We start from the raw sequence: 16,227 nt of genomic DNA, 5'->3' as shown, positions 1-16,227 counted from the left end.
CTCAGCCCTCGCCTTCGAACGACGCGGCGTACGCGGCGTACTGGTCACGCTGCTCGGCCAGCTGCGGCGTCTCCTCGACGTACACGTGCTGGAAGAAGTCGGTCAGCATCGGCTCCGGCAGCGCGAGGCAGCCGGCCCGCAGCACGGCGGCGATCTTGTCCGCCTCGGCCTCGACCTCGTCGAAGAAGTCGTGGTCGATCCCGGCGTGCCGGGCCAGGTACGCGTGCACGCGCTCGATCGGGTCCTTGAGCTTCCAGTGCTCGAGATCCTCGTTCAGCCGGTACTTCGTCGGGTCGTCGGACGTGGTGTGCGCGCCCATCCGGTACGTGTACGCCTCGATCAGCGTCGGCCCGCTGCCTTCGCGGGCCCGCTTCAGCGCCTGCTGCGTGACGGCGTACGTCGCGAGCACGTCGTTGCCGTCGACGCGGACGCCGGGGAAGCCGAAACCGGCGGCGCGCTGGTACAGCGGGATCCGGGTCTGCCGGTCGATCGGCTCCGAGATCGCCCACTGGTTGTTCTGGCAGAAGAACACCACCGGCGCGTTGAACACCGAGGACCAGATGAACGCCTCGTTCACGTCGCCCTGGCTGCTGGCGCCGTCGCCGAAGTACGCGATCGTCGCCTCGCCGCTCTCGGCGTCGCCGATCGCGTGGTCGCGCTGCTGCCCCATCGCGTACCCGGTCGCGTGCAGCGTCTGCGCGCCGATCACGATCGTGTACAGGTGGAAGTTGTTGTCCTTGGGGTCCCAGCCGCCCTGGTCGACGCCGCGGAACAGGCCGAGCAGCCGCAGCGGGTCGACGCCCTGGCACCACGCGACACCGTGCTCGCGGTACGTCGGGAAGACCATGTCCCTGTCGTTCAACGCCCGGCCGGAGCCGATCTGCGCGGCCTCCTGACCGAGCAGGGACGCCCACAGCCCGAGCTCGCCCTGGCGCTGCAGGGCGGTCGCCTCGGCGTCGATCCGGCGGACCAGGACCATGTCCCGGTAGAAGCCCTTGATCGCCTCGTCGTCGAGGTCGAACGAGTAGTCCGGGTTCTCGACGCGCTCACCTTCGGGCGTCAGCAGCTGGACGAACTCGACCTCTTCGGAGGCCTGGGGCGGACTGACCGGCGCCTCCACGGGCGCGAACACTTCCGGGGGAGTCCCCGGCACCGACTCACTCACATGCACTCCTCGGGTTCGAGCGCGGGATCGCCGCGACCGCAACGTTGCACGGGGCCGGCCCGTTTCGCCGGATGAGGCTTTCGCAGGCTGGTCCGCGTGATTCCAGGGGTTGATGCACTGCTGGCAGTGGACCACCTCACCGGTCTCACTCCCATCTTGCCGGACACCGTACCGACCGGGTGCCTGATCCGCTAACTGTCTGGACGCTCGCGGGTACGGCGGTACCGAAAACGGTCTCAGGATGAGACACCAGTCCATCCACTGGTCCCATCCCAGCGCTCATATTACAGAAATCCGGCACATCAACGACATGTGTCACAAGTTCGTCTCGATCAGGGCAGTTTCTCCAGCCGGACCAGCTTGAAGTTGGTGCCTTCGCGGTCGCCGTCACCCGGGGTGTTATCTCCGTCATGTACGGCGAACAACCCGTGCGGGAACCGCGCTCCGAGCGGCTCGGTGGTGACCGCGGCGCCGTCACTGTGCTGTACGCCGTCCGCCGCCGGGCCGTCGACGACCTCGAACCCTGACCGGTAGACCAGTCGGCGCCCGTCCATCCGGTAGCTCGCGAACGTCGAGTCACCCTGGCTGGATGCGTACAGCGTGCGCCGACCGTGCTCGTACGCGATCGTCAGACCCTCGGCGTCGGCACTGAGGTGCTTGCCGGCATCCGGGCTGACCGGACTTGCGGCCTCGCACTCCTCGGTCTGATCGTTGTAGACAGCCTTCTGGCCGAATTCGCGGACCTTCTCCAGCAGCTCCGGCTTACCGTGCTGCGGGATACGCCAGATGCCGACGTCCTCCTGGGCGGCGTACAGGTCGTTGGTGGTGCGGTCGAAGACCATGCCCTCGAGCTGCGGCCGGTCGCCCGGCTCCTCGCACGGCGACCAGGCGGTCCCGTTCGACAGCTTGAAGCTCGCCGGCAGATCGACATACCAAACCGTTTGGTATGTCGTCTTCCCGCGGCCGTCCGGGACGAGCCGGAGGAACGCGACGCGGGTCTCGCTCCGCCGCGTCACCGCGACGACCGGCTGCCCGTGGATCGAGGTCGCCGCGAGACCGTACGCCGTGTGCTGGTCCTGCACCTCTCCTCTGTCCTTACTGAACACGAGCGGCGCCCGGTCGCTGGTGACGTCGGTGAGCCGGCCGTTCTTGATCGCGTACGTGCGGAGCTGGTCGCGGCCGCGGTCGGTGACGATGGCGAGGTTCCCGACGATGTCCACGTTGTTGAACCGGCCGGGCTCCTGCCCCTCCTCCGGCGCGGGCGGCGTGGCGAACCGCTGCACCTGTTTGCCGGTCAGGTCGAAGACCGTGAGCCCGCCGTTCTTCAACGTGCCGAGGACGACGCTGCGCCCGGGGTTCTTCTGGTCGACCCAGATCGCCGGGTCGTCCGCGTTCGCATCGCCGCCGGCCTCGTCGTCCCAGTTCGGCGCGGTCTCGGCGGCGGCGGTCACCTCCGTCAGCCCACTCGCGTACGCCGGGTGCACCCCGAGCGTCACGGCCAGCGCAGCAACGACTATACCGGCGATCCGCATCTTCGTTCTCCTCACGACGACGGCAGTAGCCGCACCCTGCCCGGTGCCGATGGCCTGGCGGGAAACAGCGGATTGCTGGCCGGAAACCGCCTTGCGCGGCTGTTCGCCGAGCCATAGCGTAAGGGTCATTAGCGCATGACGCCCCTGACATCGTGAGGAGACTCGAATGGCCGCCTCCGCTCCGGCCACAGCGGTCGAGACCGGTTCCCGCCCGGCCTCCGGCGCGATGATCTGGACAGCGCTCACGGTCGTCTATGTCGTCTGGGGTTCGACGTACCTCGCGATCCGGGTGGTCGTGGATGCGGACATCCCGCCGATGCTGGGGATGGCGACGCGCTTCCTCACGGCCGCAGTACTTATGGCCGCAGGTCTGGCCTTGAAGTCCGGCTGGAAGCGGCTGCGGATCACTCGGCAGGAGGCGATCGGCGCGGCGACCGTCGGCGTACTGCTGCTTGCCTTTGGCAACGGTGCGGTCGCGATCGCGGAGCAGACGGTCCCGTCCGGGTTGGCGGCGCTGCTCGTCGCGGCGATTCCGTTGTGGCTGATGCTGCTGCGCGTCGGCGGCGGTGAGCGGCCGCGCGCGATGACGTGGGTCGGCGTACTGATCGGGTTCGGCGGGGCGGCGTTGCTTGCGTTGTCAGGTGGCAACACGAGTGCGAAGCCGTTGTCGGTGGCGATCCTCGTCGTCGGGACGATCTGCTGGGCGATCGGTTCGCGGTTCGCTCCCCGGCTCGGCCTGCCGCGGGACCCGCTGGTGACAGCGCTCTACGAGATGGTCTTCGGCGGTACGGCGATGGTGTTGCTCGGCGTACTGCGTGGCGAGCCGGCGCGACTGCAGCTGGGTCGGATCGACGGCTCGGGCTGGATCGGGCTGGCGTACCTGGTCGTGTTCGGATCGCTGCTCGCGTACACGGCGTACTCGTATCTGCTCGCGAACGCGCCGATCTCGCTGGTCGGGACGTATGCATACGTGAACCCGGCGGTGGCTGTGTTCCTGGGGTGGCTGATCCTGAGCGAGAGCCTGACCTGGCAGATCCTGCTCGGCGGCGCGGTGATCATCGTGGGCGTTGCGCTCGTGGTCACGTCGGAGCGGCGGCGCAAGTAATACAGCCGGCGGGCGCCGTCACACGGCGCAGTACGGGGTAGGACGAGGAAAGACCCGGGCCCACGACGGACCCGGGTCTCCCACCGCTGCCGATGCGCGCGGCAGCGGGTCTGACGCCGGTCGCGCCCTGCCCCGAAAAAACACGGCGCGAAACTCCGGCAATGGTTCCAACGATATTCCGGCGGATCGTGCTATTGCCAATTCGGCGACCACCGAGCCCACCGAAACAATCTTCCGATTCACCGGGCATCCGTCACCCGCGCTGACTCAACGACGTAACCCGACCTCGGTTACGGGTGCCTCCGTCTCAACTTCCGCTCGCTCTTCCGACTGTGCCGTTGCTGATAAGTTGCCTGGTCAGCACGGGATTGATTGCTTCGTCAGGAAACTCATCACCGGACAACTATGTATGCGCGCGCGGCGAAAAAAGTTGACGAAAAAGTTTGTAACCGGTGCTGCCAGGTGTCGTTAGCACTAAGACGAATCCGTCAAACCCGAAAGGAAACCTGGCATAATGCAGGTAACTCGCAAGATCGTCGCGGCTGCGGCAGTGGCGACCGTCGCCACCCTGGGCCTGGCCACCATGGTGAGCGCCAACGTTCTGGACGACGCGCAGAAGAAGGCTCAGGACACCGGCCTGGCCGACGCGGCGTCGGCGGCCAGCAAGGGCTACGACAACGGCCACGCTCGCTGGTGGGGCATGCACAAGGACGGCTCGCTGGTCGCCCTTGACCGCAACGACCTCGGTGCGGTCCAGGCCTGCCACAACTTCGGTGCCGGTACCGGCATCGGCGGCACCGTGCCGGCTGAGGACATCACCGGCATCGTTGGCTGGGGCAACGACGGCAACAGCGTGACCGCCGTCAAGACCTGCGAGCAGAGCAACGAGCAGAACCGCAAGTGGTACAAGGCTGACGGCAACGGCGTTGTCTCGATCTCCGACAACAAGGTCGGCCCGTGGCAGGTCTGCCACAACGAGGTCGACGCCACGGGCATCGGCGGCACCGTGCCGCTGACGAACCCGACCGGCATCCTCGGCCTGGACAACGACGGCAACTCCGTCGACTCGCTCAAGACCTGCGAGCAGAGCAACGAGCAGAACAACTGACCCTCCCTGGTCAGTGATGCAGGACCCGAACCAGCCACCTCGGTGGGTTGACTGATTCGGAGTAACACCGCAACAACCGCGGCGCCGGGAGCAAGCCTCACTCCTCCCGGCGCCGCTCTTTTGTGTGTACTGCTGGTGGTCGGCCCCCGCGTGCTACGCGAGCGCTTCCTTCGTCGCTCCGCTCCTCAGCGCACCCGCTCCACACGCACCCACCCCCCGGCCACCGCCGGTGCATCCCCTTCCGGCTATCGCCGGGTCTTCCGGCTTATCGCCGGGTTCTTCCGGCTATCGCCGGGAGTTGCGGGGCTGCCGCCCGCGGGTGAGGTACAGCGTGTGCCGCGATCGCCGGAGGAACTGCCTGTTGGCGGAACCGGCGATGGCCGCACCGCATCACGTGGTCGGCCGGACGGGCGTGCGAAGCAGCCGCTTGATCCCACCGGGAGACGCAGACCGGTCGCCCACCAGTCGCGTGGCACACGATGCAGCCGCAGACGTGCGGCGGGTACTCCCCGACGGTGTCCGGCTGCTGCGGCAGTGTCCCGGGAGGGGCGGCTGGCTTGATCACCACGGTCACGCCGGACCACGGGGCGGGCGCAGGCGGGCGGTAGCCCGCAGGTCCGGCGATAAGCCGGCAGTCCGGCGGTAGCCGGAAGGTCCCGGCGATAGCCGGAAGGGATGCTCCGGGCGATAAGCCCGGGGGTGGGCGGGTGCGGCGCGTAGCACGGCGACGGAGGAGCCGCGCGTAGCCCCGCGATGGGCTGACTCACGCGCGGCAGGAGCTACAGGTGGCGGAGGTCTACGCAGGAGCCGTTGGGGAGGTTTCGGGTTAGGAGGGACCAGATGCCGGTGGCGGCTGCTTCGGGGGTGGTTAGGGAGCCCGAGTGCTTCAGGTCGTGGAAGCGGGACACCGACGGGAAGTCGGCTTCGGGTGTGGCGCGGATTTCGGACTGCATGGCGGTGTCGACCACGCCGGGAGCCACCGCAATGACGTGGGAGTTGGCGGGCTGTTCCTGGCCGACAGTGCGGACCCAGTGCTCTACGGCTGCCTTGCCGGCGTTGTACGACGACCAGCCGGCGTACGCCGTCTTCGCGGCTCCTGACGAGAGCAGGATCAGGTGGCGTTCGCACGAGAGGTGGGCAGAGGCGCGCAAGAACGCAGCGCCCAAGACCTGTGGAGCGGCGGAGTTGAGCAGGACCGCCCGCGTGTAGGCCTCCGGGTCGGCACCGGCCGCGGGACCGATCGGCGTGATCGTGCCGGCGTTGTGGATGAAGATCGCGTGGTCGCCGTCGTACTGCGCCAGTTCTTTCGTGAAGTGCTCTTCGACGAGTGCCCAGTCGGCGGGGTTCGAGAGGTCAGCCCGCAGGTGGTTCGGCATACCGCCCCGGCGGGAGATGTCGATGACGCGGGCGTCCGGGAACGGCACCGCCGCGGCGAGGGCGGCGCCGATCCCGGCCGACGCGCCGGAGATCCAGACGAGCGCGGTCACTGGCGCCAAGCGCGGGCGACGCCGAGGAAGAGGTCGTTGGCTTCGGTCTCACCGATGGTGACGCGAACGCCGTCACCGGGGAACGGGCGGACCGAGACGCCCTCGGCCTGCACGGCTTCGGCGAACCTCACGGTGTCGTCGCCGAGGTCGAGCCACACGAAGTTCGTCTCCGTCTCCGGCACGTCCCAGCCGGCCGACCGCAGTTCGTCGACGACGCGGGTCCGCTCGACAACCAACGCGTCGACCCGCTCGAGGAGCTCCTCCTCGACGGCCAGGGACGCGATCGCGGCCGACTGCGCGACGTAGCTGACGCCGAACGGCAGCGCGCACTTGCGGATCGCGGCGACCACCGGCGGGTGGCCGATCGCGTACCCGACCCGGAAGCCCGCCAGCCCATAAGCCTTCGAGAACGTCCGCATCACGACCACATTCGGCCGGTCGCGGTACACCTCGACCCCGTCAACGACATCGGCATCCCGGACGAACTCGCGGTACGCCTCGTCCAGCACGACCAGCACGTTCGACGGTACGACGTCCAGGAACGCGAGCAGCTCGTCCCGGCGTACGACGGGGCCGGTCGGGTTGTTCGGCGTACAGACCAGCACGATCTTGGTGCGGTCGGTGATCGCCGCCTCCATCGCCTTGAAGTCGTGGCGGGCGTCAGCGGTCAGCGGCACCTGCACCGACGTCGCGCCGGTCAGCTGGACCGCGATCGGGTACGCCTCGAACGAACGCCAGGCGTAGACGACCTCGTCACCCTCCGAGACCGTCGCCTGCAGCAGGTGGTAGAGCAGCGCGACCGATCCGGTCCCGACCGCGAGGTCGCTGACCGGTACGCCGAACCGCGCGGACAGCGCGTCGAGCAGCTCGACGCAGCCCATGTCCGGGTAGCGGTTCATCTGGGCCGCGGCCTCGGTCGCGGCGGCGAGCACACCCGGGAGCGGCGGGTACGGGTTCTCGTTGCTGGACAACTTGTACGTCGGCCGGCCGTCGGTGCGCGCCGGCGGACGGCCCGGCTTGTAAGCCGCGACGTCGTCCAGGCAGGCGCGAAATCGAACCTCGTTGTCAGGGGTCATGCCCGCAGGTTAGTCCTTACCTCACGCCGGAACCAGCCTCCTTCGAGCGACCTCGCGCACACCGTTTGACTCCGGGTACGTCGAGCCTCAAACTGACTGATTGTCGGACAATCAGGAGATCTGACACTGGATCTCATCGGTCATGGGAGGGTGTTCATGGGACAGCCGCTGGAGTGGGGTCGTCGCTATCTGATGGTCCGGCCGGACCACTTCCGGATCGACTACGTGATCAATCCGTACATGTCGACGCAGGACCAGCCGGACCCGGCGCTGACGCTCAAGCAGTGGGACTCACTGCAGCAGGCGATCGTGGACGCCGGCGGCGAGGTCGAGATGCTGGAGCAGCGCCAGGACTCCCCCGACATGGTGTACGCGATGAACCTCGGGCTGGCCGCCGCAGACGGTCGCGCGATGCTCTCCCACATGCGCTTCGAGCCGCGCCGCAAGGAGTCGCTCAGCGCGGCCGAGTGGTTCACCGGCCACGGGTTCCGGCTCGACCGGACCGGCGGCGAGGGGGTCGGGCCGCACTTCGAGTCCGGGGATGCCTTCGTGTACGGCGACAGCCTGGTCGTCGGGTACGGGCCGCGGACCGAGGCCGACGCGCTCAAGCACCTCGCGACCGGGTGGAACGTCCGCGTCCGGGGTCTGCGTATCGCGCATGAGGGCATGTACCACCTGGACCTGCCGTTCTGCCCGGTGGACAGCACCCACGCGATGGTCTACCCGCCGGCCTTCGACGCCGCCAGCCAGGCCGAACTCTTCGGCATCGTCCCCGATCCGATCGTCCTGACCGACGAGGAAGCCTTCGCCTTCTCGGCGAACTCGATCGTGGTGAACGAGACGATCATCATGCCTGCCTGTTCCCCCCGCCTCCGCGCGATCTTCACCGACCTGGGCCTGCGGGTGGTCGTGCTGGACCTGTCCGAGTTCCACAAAGGTGGCGGCTCGGCCCGCTGCCTGACCAACCCTCTCGACTTCCCGCTGGACGGCATCACCACCCCCGGCGGAGAACTCGTCCTACCCGCCTGACCGCGCGTCAGCGGCCGCGAGACCGGCACGCATCGACTCCCGCACCGCCGGCTCCCACGACCCGGTGTTGGCGAGCGGGAGCTCGGTCATGAATCGTCGCTCGGCCTCGGGGATCCGGGCGACGACGAGATCCGGGTCCGAGACGACGGTCGCGTAGAGCTTCGGGCCGTCGGCGGAGAACAGGTCTGCGATGACCAGTCTTCCGTCGGCGGTCCGCATGACGTTGTCGGGGTTGTCGTCCAAGGGTCCGCACCACGGCAGTTCGCTCTGGGCCTTCCCGTGGACGCGGCGCACCACGTCGACGAGGTCAGCAACCTCCGGCGCTCGTGCAGCAATCGCGTCGTGGAATGCGGCGGCCTCATCCTCGTGAACCGGCTCGAGTCGCTCCATCAGCTGGAAGTCGCCGCCACCGGTCAACCGTTGGTGGGCGAACAGTTGCGGCACCTGCCGAGTGTGCGACGCCTCGCGGTACACCGCGGCGACGTACGGCCCCGCTGGATCGAACGGGCTGATCCGCGCGACCGTCGTACCGTCCGGGGACAGGAGCGCGATCGCCCAGTCTCCGATGCCGCAGCGGGTCCACCCCGCGGCGAGCAGCTCTTGTTCTACTTGCCGGTGGTCCAGATCAGGTCGAGGGTAGCCGGGTCCCAGCCGTAGCCTTGGATCCATTGGTCGGCCTTCACTTTGCCTTGGGGCCCGAAGACCTCGATGACCACCGAGATCGCCTCGGGGTTGGTGGGGTCGGTCTTCGACTTCGTGTATGTCGCCTCGAAGCCGTCGCCGACGTACGGGAGTTGGCTGAGGATCGGGTACTTCTGCTTGAGCCTGGCCTGCGTCTGGTCGTACCGCTGGCCGGCTTCGGCCTCGAGCTTCAGCTCCTCGCCGGGGTTGTTCTTGGCCCACTCGCGGCCCTCGGCGCTGTTGGCGTAGAGGTACATCTTGACCGCCTGCCGATCGCCCTCGGCGGTGAACGTCATCGAGTAGCTCTGGAAGCCCCGGCGCTCACCGTCGAGCGTGTGCGTGCCGGCCTTGATCTTGACCTCCCCGTTCGCGGGGATCTCGTGGCCGTCGAGCTTCAGGGTCAGGTCGTTCGGGATGGACTCCACGGTGAGGCTGGTCTGGGAGCCGCCCCGGAACAGCAGGATGCCACCGACCAGCACGACGACGACCGCCAGCGCGACCACGCCGATAAACAACGGCCGCCGGTTCTCCTCCAGCATCAGCTGCTCCCGTTCCTTTCCTCAGTCCTTCGGCACCGGTGCGCTCTTCAGCCGGTAGACAGTGAACTGCCCGCCGACGCCGTACAGGTGACCGGCCTCCGGCACGTGGTCACCGAGCGACCCGGACGCCGAGTTGTACCCGCCGCCGTCCTTGCCCCACGGACCGACGTACAGGTACGTGTGGCCGGGTCCGTTCAGGATGTCGCCCGGTTTCATCCCGCCCGGCGGCTCACCGTGCCACCAGTCGTACTTCCCCGAGGACTCGAGATACGTGCGCTGCACGTCGGTGCCGACATTCGGGTACTTCGGGTCGGCGCCGCTCATGTGCATCACCGTCGCGACGAACCGCCCGCAGTCACTGTACGGAGTCTGGCCGCTGGCGCCGTCGTTGTACTTCGCCATCGCCTGAACGAACTCGGGCTTGGCAAGGCTCGCGTCGGTGCCGTCGTGACCGCTCTCGGGCCAGGCCAGGTTCTTCGCGACCTCGGCGATGTTGCCGCTGCCGGCGCCGCACCCGCTCGTGTCGCCGCCCTTGCCGGCGGCCGGAGCCGAACCGCCGAACGTGTTGAGCACGTGCTCGGCGTTCGCCTTGCGCTCGGCGTACCGCGGGTTGTTCGGGTCCTCGTACCCCTGGAACCGCTCGAACTGGCCGCCGAACGCGATCGCTGCCGCGTCGACGCTGGTAGCTGCCTTGACCGCGTCACCGGCGCCCTTCTCCGACAGCGGCGGCTTGCCGAGGAGTTGCTTGTGCAGGAAGTCCAGCTGGTAGGCCAGTGAGCCGATGACGTCGTCGCCGACCCCGGCATCGCGGGACGGGTTGATCATCTTGGACGCCGGCGTCCACTGGACGATGCCCCAACCGCCCGAATACCCGAGGACGTCCGCAGGCTTGGTCACCGTCCCCGGCGCCGTGCCCTGCTTGCGGCCCGGCTCGACGCTGGACTCGCTGATCATGTTGCCGACGATGCCGGCGGCCTGCTCCTTGGTGTATCCGTTCTGGACGAAGTAGTTGAAGGCCTTCTGCTGGTTGTTCGCACCGCTCAGGTCACCGTCCATGCAGGTGCAGCCGCCACCTGAGTCGGAGGTGTCGAGCTCGAACGGGTTCTTGTCCGGCTTCTGGGTCTCCCAGTCGGCGGGATCGTCCTTCTTCTCGGCCTTGTTGACCCACATCTCCCAGTGGATGTGCGGGCCGACCAGGCCGGGCGCGACCTCGTTGCCGGTGCCCGAGGTGCCGATCACGTCGCCGCGCTTCACGTCGGCGTTGAGGGCGACACTGATGGTCTTGAGGTACGTCGTCCGCGTCTCGACGTCCTCGCGCCGGATCCGGACCTCGCCGTCGGAGGCCTTGACGACCTTGCCGTCCTGCGAGGCGTAGACCTTGCTGCCCTCGTCGACCTTGAAGTCGTAGCCCTGGTGCGGGGCGACGGCCAGCGGCTCGGTCCACTCGACGTCGATCTTCTGCGAATCGGTCGGGTAGGCGAACAGGCTCTGCTCGGTGGCCTGCTGGGCGCACTGCGCCTCGGCCGAGCTCGAGCCGGCCAGCACGCTGAGCAGCATCACCAGGACGAGCAGCAGCGGGAACAACACGAACAGCCCGATCGCGCCGAGGATCGGCAGCACTCTGCTGTCTCCCACGTTGTGCTCCTCGCTCACTCGAGTGGACTCCCGCGCCGGTCCGCGAAGAGGGGCGGCCACTGAGGGAAATGCTGCCCGAAAACCGGGTCATCATGTCGGAAGTTATCCACAGGCGGGCGGCCGGGGTGGTCCACGAGCCGGGTCGCGCGCGACAACGGGCCGGGTCTGGACGAGAATCACACCATGTACGAACGGCTGCGGGTGGACCGCTCGACCACGGTGGACCGGGTGGTCGACGCGCTGCGCGCCGCGCTGTTCGCCGGCGACCTCGAGCCCGGTACGCCGCTGCGCGAGCAACCGCTCGCCGAGGCCCTGGGCGTCGCCCGGAGCACGATCCGGGAAGCGATGACGATGCTGGTCACCGAGGGCCTCGCGGTCCGCGAGCCGAACAAGGGCGTCAGCGTCGCGATCCTGCACCCCGACGCGGTGGCGGACATCTGCCGGGCCCGGTTCGTGCTGGAATCAGCCGGGATCCGGGCCTGGTTCGACGCCGACGAGGCGGCCCGGGAGCGGGTCCGCGAGGCGATGCGGGTGTTCGCCGCGACCGCCAAGGACGGCGCCGACCCGGAGGCCCTGACCGAGACCCACCTCGCCATCCACCGCAGTCTGGTCGCATTGACCGGTAGCGAGCGGCTGATAGCCACCGCAGACTCCATCACCGGCGAGGCGCGACTGGCGCTCGCCCGCGTGGACGCGCTGCGGCAGGACGCGCGCCAACAGGTCGCGTCCCACCGCAAGCTCATCCGGCTGCTCGAGCGCGGCGAGCTCGACGAGTGTGTCGACGAGCTCCGCCGTCACCTCGAAGGCGCCCAGGAGTCGCTCCTGGAAGCCATAGCGATGCCACCGAGCTGACTCAGACCAGTCCGTCGGCGGTTACGTCGTACGTCGTCGAACCGACGCGGAGACCGGTCAGCCGGGCGTCGGGGTCCAGCGCGCTGACCTGTGGGTTGGCGGTGACTGTCCCGTCCAGGGCGACCTCGATGCCGAAGATGCCCTCCAGGACCAGGCTGACCCAAGCGCCGGACGACGAGCAGGACCAGTCGATCAGGTACGGGAACTGCGGCGGGGACTTGCGTGCTCCACCGGCCATCGCCGGCTGTGCCTCCTCGACGAAGTGCGCCTGCCCACACGGGCCTTGGTTGGCAGTCTTCGCAAGACCCGGTAGCCAGTCGAGCAGTACGTCGCCGCGGCCGAGCGCGAACAGCGCACGACCCGCATCAGCCGGCCATGCCGGGTACGCGCCGTTCCACTGGTGGTCCGGGCGGACGCTGAACGCAGCGTCGGCGTCGTACGGCGACAGCGCGCGCATCCACGTCGGTGTCTGCAGCTCCTGCTGGAAGAACGACACCATCTCCGCGCACTGGGACTCGGACAGGTCGTCCGGCATCGTCGTACCGATGAGGTTGAAGTCGTAGCAGTGCCGTACCGGCACCATTGAGCCGTCTGGTTGCCGTGCGTGCCAGAAGCCCTTGCCCTCGACGTACAGCTCGTTGACATTGCCGGCCTGCGCCGAGGCCTCCTTGCGTAGCAACGCGGCGCGGTCGGAGTCACCGGAGCGGTCCGCGATCTCAGCGGCGACCCGCATGCACCACACGTTCGCAGCGTTGAAGCTGGCGACCTCGTGCACGTAGCTGCTAACGCACTCCAGCAGGTTGTCGATGCCGCCATAGTCCGCCAGCGCGTGCTCACCACGCAGACCGCGCCAGGCGGTCGCCCAGTCGTGCACGTGCTCGCCCACTGCCTTCGGACCGACCTTGGCGTCCAGGAACGCCTCGTTGCCGGTGAAGCGCACGTAGTCGCGCACCAGCCGGGTCATCGCGAAGTCGTTCACCGAGTACCACTGCCCGACCGGTCCACCGGTCAGCCACTCGGTACCGAAGTGCTCGTGGATGTCGAGGTCGATCCAGTGCTCGATGTGCTTCCGCATCGGCTCCGGGTCCAGCAGCGCATGCGTCAACGACGACAAGCTGTAGTCCCAGATGAAGGTCGTCGTCTGCCAGTACCGCGGCATCAACGTGTCGTACGTCCGCCCTAGCACACTCGCCGGGTTGTCCCGCCGGAACCAGATGACTCCGAGCACGCCCCACCAGTACAGCTTCTGCAGCGCCTCGTTGGACGTCTCCAGAACGGGCAGGGACCCACTGAAGCCTTCACTCGAAGGGTCGAACGCGTCAGCCAGCGCCACGTCCCACATGCTTTCGGCGACGGCGAGCACTGCAGGTACGTCGGCCACGCAGACGTCGAAGTGCTCCGTTGCCTCCTCCAACGACCCCGCCAGCACATGCACGTACGACAGCCGCGCCTCACCGGAGGCATCCAGCTCAACAGTCGTCTCGAGCATTGCCCGGTCCACAGTGCTGGGCACATCGAGCCCCTGCACGCTGGCCGCCGAGCCAGAAGCACCTGTTCCCACGACGCGGCTGTCCACCACAGACAGCGTGTTGGGCTCGGACGGCGGCTCGGGGCGCAGCCAGCCGGCGGGCGAGCGCGTCGCGGTGCTCTCCAGGGCGAACCCCAGCCGCACGGACCGCCCCGCAGCACCAGACACCTCCAGCCGTACGACGACAGCCGGGCGACCCGGAGCGCAGGCGGTGGTGGTGCGGATATGGAGACCGTCAACGGTGGTGGAGCGTACGACGCAGTCCGGCCGCCACACCACCTCCACCGTCCCGCCGTACGAGCGCGCCAGCCGCCCGTCGACGTACAACTGCGCGGTGATCGTGTCGCCGTGCGAGTACGGCGGGAAGTTCACGCTGCGGATCGCGACGACGTCGTGGTCGACCTGCGCCGTACCGAGGAAGTTCGTCAGCCCGGGCGGGTTGAACATGTCGTCGTATGTGTGAGTCAGGACGTCGCTGGCCAGGTCGGCGGAGCGAGGGATGGTCATGAAGGGTCGGCCCAATCGGTGTTCGGCAGCAGGGGGTACCAGTCCGGGCGCGCCGGATCGCGGTCGTACGGATAGGGGCCGAGTTCGCGGAACAGCTCGGCGTACTCGGCCAGCTTGTCGCGGTCCAGCTCGACGCCGAGCCCGGGTGCATCCGGTACGGCGATCGCGCCGTCGACGTACGGAAGCTTGCCGCCGGCAATGATGTCGTCGCGCAGGTGGTGGTAGTGCGCGTCCGCGGCGAACGACAGGTTCGGTACGACGGCGCCGAGCTGCAGCATCGTTGCCAGCTGGATCCCCAGCTCGCCCGACGAGTGCACGGCCACGCCGAGCTGGAAGGTCTCGCAGACGCCGGCCGCCTTGATGCACGGCCGGATCCCGCCCCAGAACGTGGTGTCGAGCAGGATCACGTCGACCGCCGGATCACGCACATTGGCGGCGAGCTGCTCGAAGTTCACCACGACGGTGTTGGTGGCGAGCGGGATCGGGGTGTTCTCTCGGACGCGCCGCATCCCGTTCATGCCCCAGGTCGGGTCCTCGAGGTAGTCGTTGTCGAGGTCCTCGATGCCGCGCGCGAACCGGATCGCCTCTTCGACGCTGAACGCGCCGTTCGGGTCGAACCGGACGCGATGCCCGGGGAACGCCTCGGCCAGCGCACGAAAGCACTCACGCTCGTAGTCCGGCGGGAACACCCCGCCCTTGAGCTTGTGCACGCTGAACCCGTGCTCGTCGACGAGCCCCCGCGCATGCGCGACCAACTGCTCCGCGGTCCGGATCTCGCCGGTACCGTCTTCGTTCGGATGCCGGAAGAACAGGTAGCTCGCGAACGGCACCGCGTCCCGCACCTTGCCGCCGAGCAGCTCGTGCACGGGCACGCCGAGCTCGCGACCCTGTAGATCGAGGCAGGCGAATTCGATTGCCGCAAGCAACTGAGTTCGGTTGTTGTACAGGCTCGCGGTCGGGTTGGCCAGCATCCAGCGCAACGCCTCAGTTCGAGCCGGGTCGTGCCCGAGCAAGTACGGCTTCAAACCGGCGACCGCGGCCTCCGCACTCTGCCCGCCGCCGCCCATCTCGCCCAGGCCGATCAGCCCGTTATCGGCCTCGACCTCCACCACGGTCCGTACGAAGCGTCCCCAGTGCGCTCCGTTGCTGTGCCGTAGTGGCGCCTCGAGCGGCATCGTGACCGTGGTCGCGCGTACGTCGACGATCTTCACTTCGCGTCCTCCGGCAGTACGACGGGCAGCCCGGCGGTCAACCCGCCGTCCACCTTGACGTCCGCACCGGTCATGAACGACGCGGCCGGAGACGACAGGAAATAGATGACCTCGGCAACTTCACCGGGGTTCGCAACCCGGCCGAGCGGATGCGACCGCCCCCATTCGGCGACCACGTCGTCCGTCGACCGCCCGCCGCCGAACTGCGCCGCGGAGGTCCGCAGCATCGGCGTGTCCACCGACCCGGGACAGACCGCGTTCACCCGGATCCCGTCGTCTGCATGGTCCACAGCCATCGCGCGCACCAGGCTGAGCAGTGCGCCCTTCCCCATCGAGTACGCCGCGACGCTCTTCTGCGCCGCATACGCCTGCACGGAGGCGACCACCACAACACTCCCGCCTCGCGGCAACTTCGGGACGAACGCCTGGCAGGCGAAGAACACGCCTCCGACGTTCACCGCCATCACCTCGTCGTACACATTCCAGGATGTATCAACCACAGTCCCGTAGCGCTGGACTCCCGCGGCACAGACGAGCGCATCGACGGATCCGACCTCGGTGGCGATCGCGGCGAGGGCCGCGCGGTCGGCGACGTCGATGGCGCGCCCGGTCACGAGCTCACCGAGGTCGGCCTCCAGGTCGCCCAGCGCGGTGGCATCCCGGTCGAGCGCAACCACTCGATCCCCCGCGGCCACGAAGCGTTCGACTGCACCTCGTCCGATCCCGGCGGCACCACCGGTGACCACGACTGTGCGGCTACTCATACACGTCC

At 68.3% G+C, this 16,227-nt stretch carries 14 protein-coding genes; 4 read left to right on the top strand and 10 right to left on the bottom strand.

The window, feature by feature from the left end:
- Nucleotide 1: 1 nt before the first annotated feature.
- Entirely contained in the window at nt 2–1,165 is a 1,164-nt protein-coding gene (pdhA, locus tag FDA38_RS22870) for a pyruvate dehydrogenase (acetyl-transferring) E1 component subunit alpha (protein WP_137256121.1), read from the bottom strand.
- A 332-nt stretch (nt 1,166–1,497) separates the two neighbouring features.
- The gene (locus tag FDA38_RS22865) at nt 1,498–2,697 is read right to left on the bottom strand and encodes a phytase (protein WP_233714868.1); all 1,200 of its coding nucleotides are present in this window, start codon (nt 2,695–2,697) and stop codon (nt 1,498–1,500) included.
- A gap of 166 nt (nt 2,698–2,863) precedes the next feature.
- Here FDA38_RS22865 and FDA38_RS22860 point away from each other — a divergent pair, with 166 nt between their 5' ends.
- Both FDA38_RS22860 and FDA38_RS22855 read left to right on the top strand, forming a co-directional pair.
- Complete coding sequence (locus FDA38_RS22860) at nt 2,864–3,802, top strand: EamA family transporter (RefSeq protein WP_137256119.1); 939 nt, start codon at nt 2,864–2,866, stop codon at nt 3,800–3,802.
- Between the two features lie 514 nt (nt 3,803–4,316).
- Nucleotides 4,317–4,910, top strand: coding sequence for a hypothetical protein (locus FDA38_RS22855; protein ID WP_137256118.1), 594 nt, complete (start codon nt 4,317–4,319; stop codon nt 4,908–4,910).
- Between the two features lie 779 nt (nt 4,911–5,689).
- Here the strand turns inward: FDA38_RS22855 and FDA38_RS22850 are convergent.
- Both FDA38_RS22850 and hisC read right to left on the bottom strand, forming a co-directional pair.
- Nucleotides 5,690–6,397, bottom strand: coding sequence for an SDR family NAD(P)-dependent oxidoreductase (locus FDA38_RS22850; protein WP_170989840.1), 708 nt, complete (start codon nt 6,395–6,397; stop codon nt 5,690–5,692).
- A complete protein-coding gene (gene hisC, locus FDA38_RS22845; protein WP_137256116.1) occupies nt 6,394–7,473 on the bottom strand; it encodes a histidinol-phosphate transaminase in 1,080 nt (359 codons plus the stop codon). The genes FDA38_RS22850 and hisC overlap by 4 nt, the downstream gene beginning before the upstream one ends.
- 156 nt (nt 7,474–7,629) lie before the next feature.
- On the opposite strand from hisC, the gene FDA38_RS22840 reads away from it, so the two are divergent.
- Complete coding sequence (locus FDA38_RS22840) at nt 7,630–8,502, top strand: dimethylarginine dimethylaminohydrolase family protein (protein ID WP_137256115.1); 873 nt, start codon at nt 7,630–7,632, stop codon at nt 8,500–8,502.
- Here FDA38_RS22840 and FDA38_RS22835 read toward each other — a convergent pair.
- From FDA38_RS22835 to FDA38_RS22825, 3 genes are read right to left on the bottom strand one after another with little or no spacing between them, the layout of a single operon-like run.
- Nucleotides 8,491–9,171, bottom strand: a complete 681-nt coding sequence (locus FDA38_RS22835; RefSeq protein ID WP_137256114.1) for a hypothetical protein — start codon at nt 9,169–9,171, stop codon at nt 8,491–8,493. The two genes, FDA38_RS22840 and FDA38_RS22835, sit on opposite strands and share 12 nt — an antisense overlap.
- The gene (locus tag FDA38_RS22830; protein ID WP_137256113.1) at nt 9,108–9,722 is read right to left on the bottom strand and encodes an S-layer protein; all 615 of its coding nucleotides are present in this window, start codon (nt 9,720–9,722) and stop codon (nt 9,108–9,110) included. Before FDA38_RS22830 ends, FDA38_RS22835 begins: the two co-directional genes overlap by 64 nt.
- Before the next feature lie 21 nt (nt 9,723–9,743).
- Nucleotides 9,744–11,357 carry a phage tail tip lysozyme gene (locus tag FDA38_RS22825; protein ID WP_233714867.1) on the bottom strand — a complete coding sequence of 538 codons (1,614 nt, stop codon included), beginning with the start codon at nt 11,355–11,357 and terminating at the stop codon, nt 9,744–9,746.
- 183 nt (nt 11,358–11,540) lie between these two features.
- Between FDA38_RS22825 and FDA38_RS22820 the strand changes: the two genes are divergently transcribed.
- On the top strand, nt 11,541–12,209 hold the full coding sequence (locus FDA38_RS22820; protein WP_137256112.1) for a GntR family transcriptional regulator: 669 nt from the start codon (nt 11,541–11,543) through the stop codon (nt 12,207–12,209).
- Between the two features lies 1 nt (nt 12,210).
- On the opposite strand, the gene FDA38_RS22815 is transcribed toward FDA38_RS22820, so the two are convergent.
- From FDA38_RS22815 to FDA38_RS22805, 3 genes are read right to left on the bottom strand one after another with little or no spacing between them, the layout of a single operon-like run.
- A complete protein-coding gene (locus FDA38_RS22815; protein ID WP_137256111.1) occupies nt 12,211–14,244 on the bottom strand; it encodes a glucosidase family protein in 2,034 nt (677 codons plus the stop codon).
- Nucleotides 14,241–15,455 (bottom strand): enolase C-terminal domain-like protein, encoded by a 1,215-nt coding sequence (locus FDA38_RS22810; RefSeq protein WP_137256110.1) that lies wholly within the window; start codon nt 15,453–15,455, stop codon nt 14,241–14,243. Before FDA38_RS22810 ends, FDA38_RS22815 begins: the two co-directional genes overlap by 4 nt.
- Nucleotides 15,452–16,219 (bottom strand): SDR family NAD(P)-dependent oxidoreductase, encoded by a 768-nt coding sequence (locus FDA38_RS22805; protein WP_137256109.1) that lies wholly within the window; start codon nt 16,217–16,219, stop codon nt 15,452–15,454. The genes FDA38_RS22810 and FDA38_RS22805 overlap by 4 nt, the downstream gene beginning before the upstream one ends.
- Between the last annotated feature and the right edge of the window lie 8 nt (nt 16,220–16,227).

The sequence above is a fragment of the Kribbella jiaozuonensis genome (assembly GCF_005233875.1).
GTDB lineage: Bacteria > Actinomycetota > Actinomycetes > Propionibacteriales > Kribbellaceae > Kribbella > Kribbella jiaozuonensis.
This window is presented reverse-complemented; position numbering and strand designations above follow the sequence as displayed.

Excerpts from the sequence above, each read along its gene's own strand:
- FDA38_RS22860 (WP_137256119.1), top strand. The coding sequence starts at position 2,864 with ATGGCCGCCTCCGCTCCGGCCACAGCGGTCGAGACCGGTTCCCGCCCG.
- FDA38_RS22840 (WP_137256115.1), top strand. The coding sequence starts at position 7,630 with ATGGGACAGCCGCTGGAGTGGGGTCGTCGCTATCTGATGGTCCGGCCG.
- FDA38_RS22830 (WP_137256113.1), bottom strand. The coding sequence starts at position 9,722 with ATGCTGGAGGAGAACCGGCGGCCGTTGTTTATCGGCGTGGTCGCGCTG.
- FDA38_RS22865 (WP_233714868.1), bottom strand. The coding sequence starts at position 2,697 with ATGCGGATCGCCGGTATAGTCGTTGCTGCGCTGGCCGTGACGCTCGGG.
- FDA38_RS22805 (WP_137256109.1), bottom strand. The coding sequence starts at position 16,219 with ATGAGTAGCCGCACAGTCGTGGTCACCGGTGGTGCCGCCGGGATCGGA.
- FDA38_RS22815 (WP_137256111.1), bottom strand. The coding sequence starts at position 14,244 with ATGACCATCCCTCGCTCCGCCGACCTGGCCAGCGACGTCCTGACTCAC.
- FDA38_RS22855 (WP_137256118.1), top strand. The coding sequence starts at position 4,317 with ATGCAGGTAACTCGCAAGATCGTCGCGGCTGCGGCAGTGGCGACCGTC.
- FDA38_RS22820 (WP_137256112.1), top strand. The coding sequence starts at position 11,541 with ATGTACGAACGGCTGCGGGTGGACCGCTCGACCACGGTGGACCGGGTG.
- FDA38_RS22835 (WP_137256114.1), bottom strand. The coding sequence starts at position 9,171 with ATGGATCCAAGGCTACGGCTGGGACCCGGCTACCCTCGACCTGATCTG.
- hisC (WP_137256116.1), bottom strand. The coding sequence starts at position 7,473 with ATGACCCCTGACAACGAGGTTCGATTTCGCGCCTGCCTGGACGACGTC.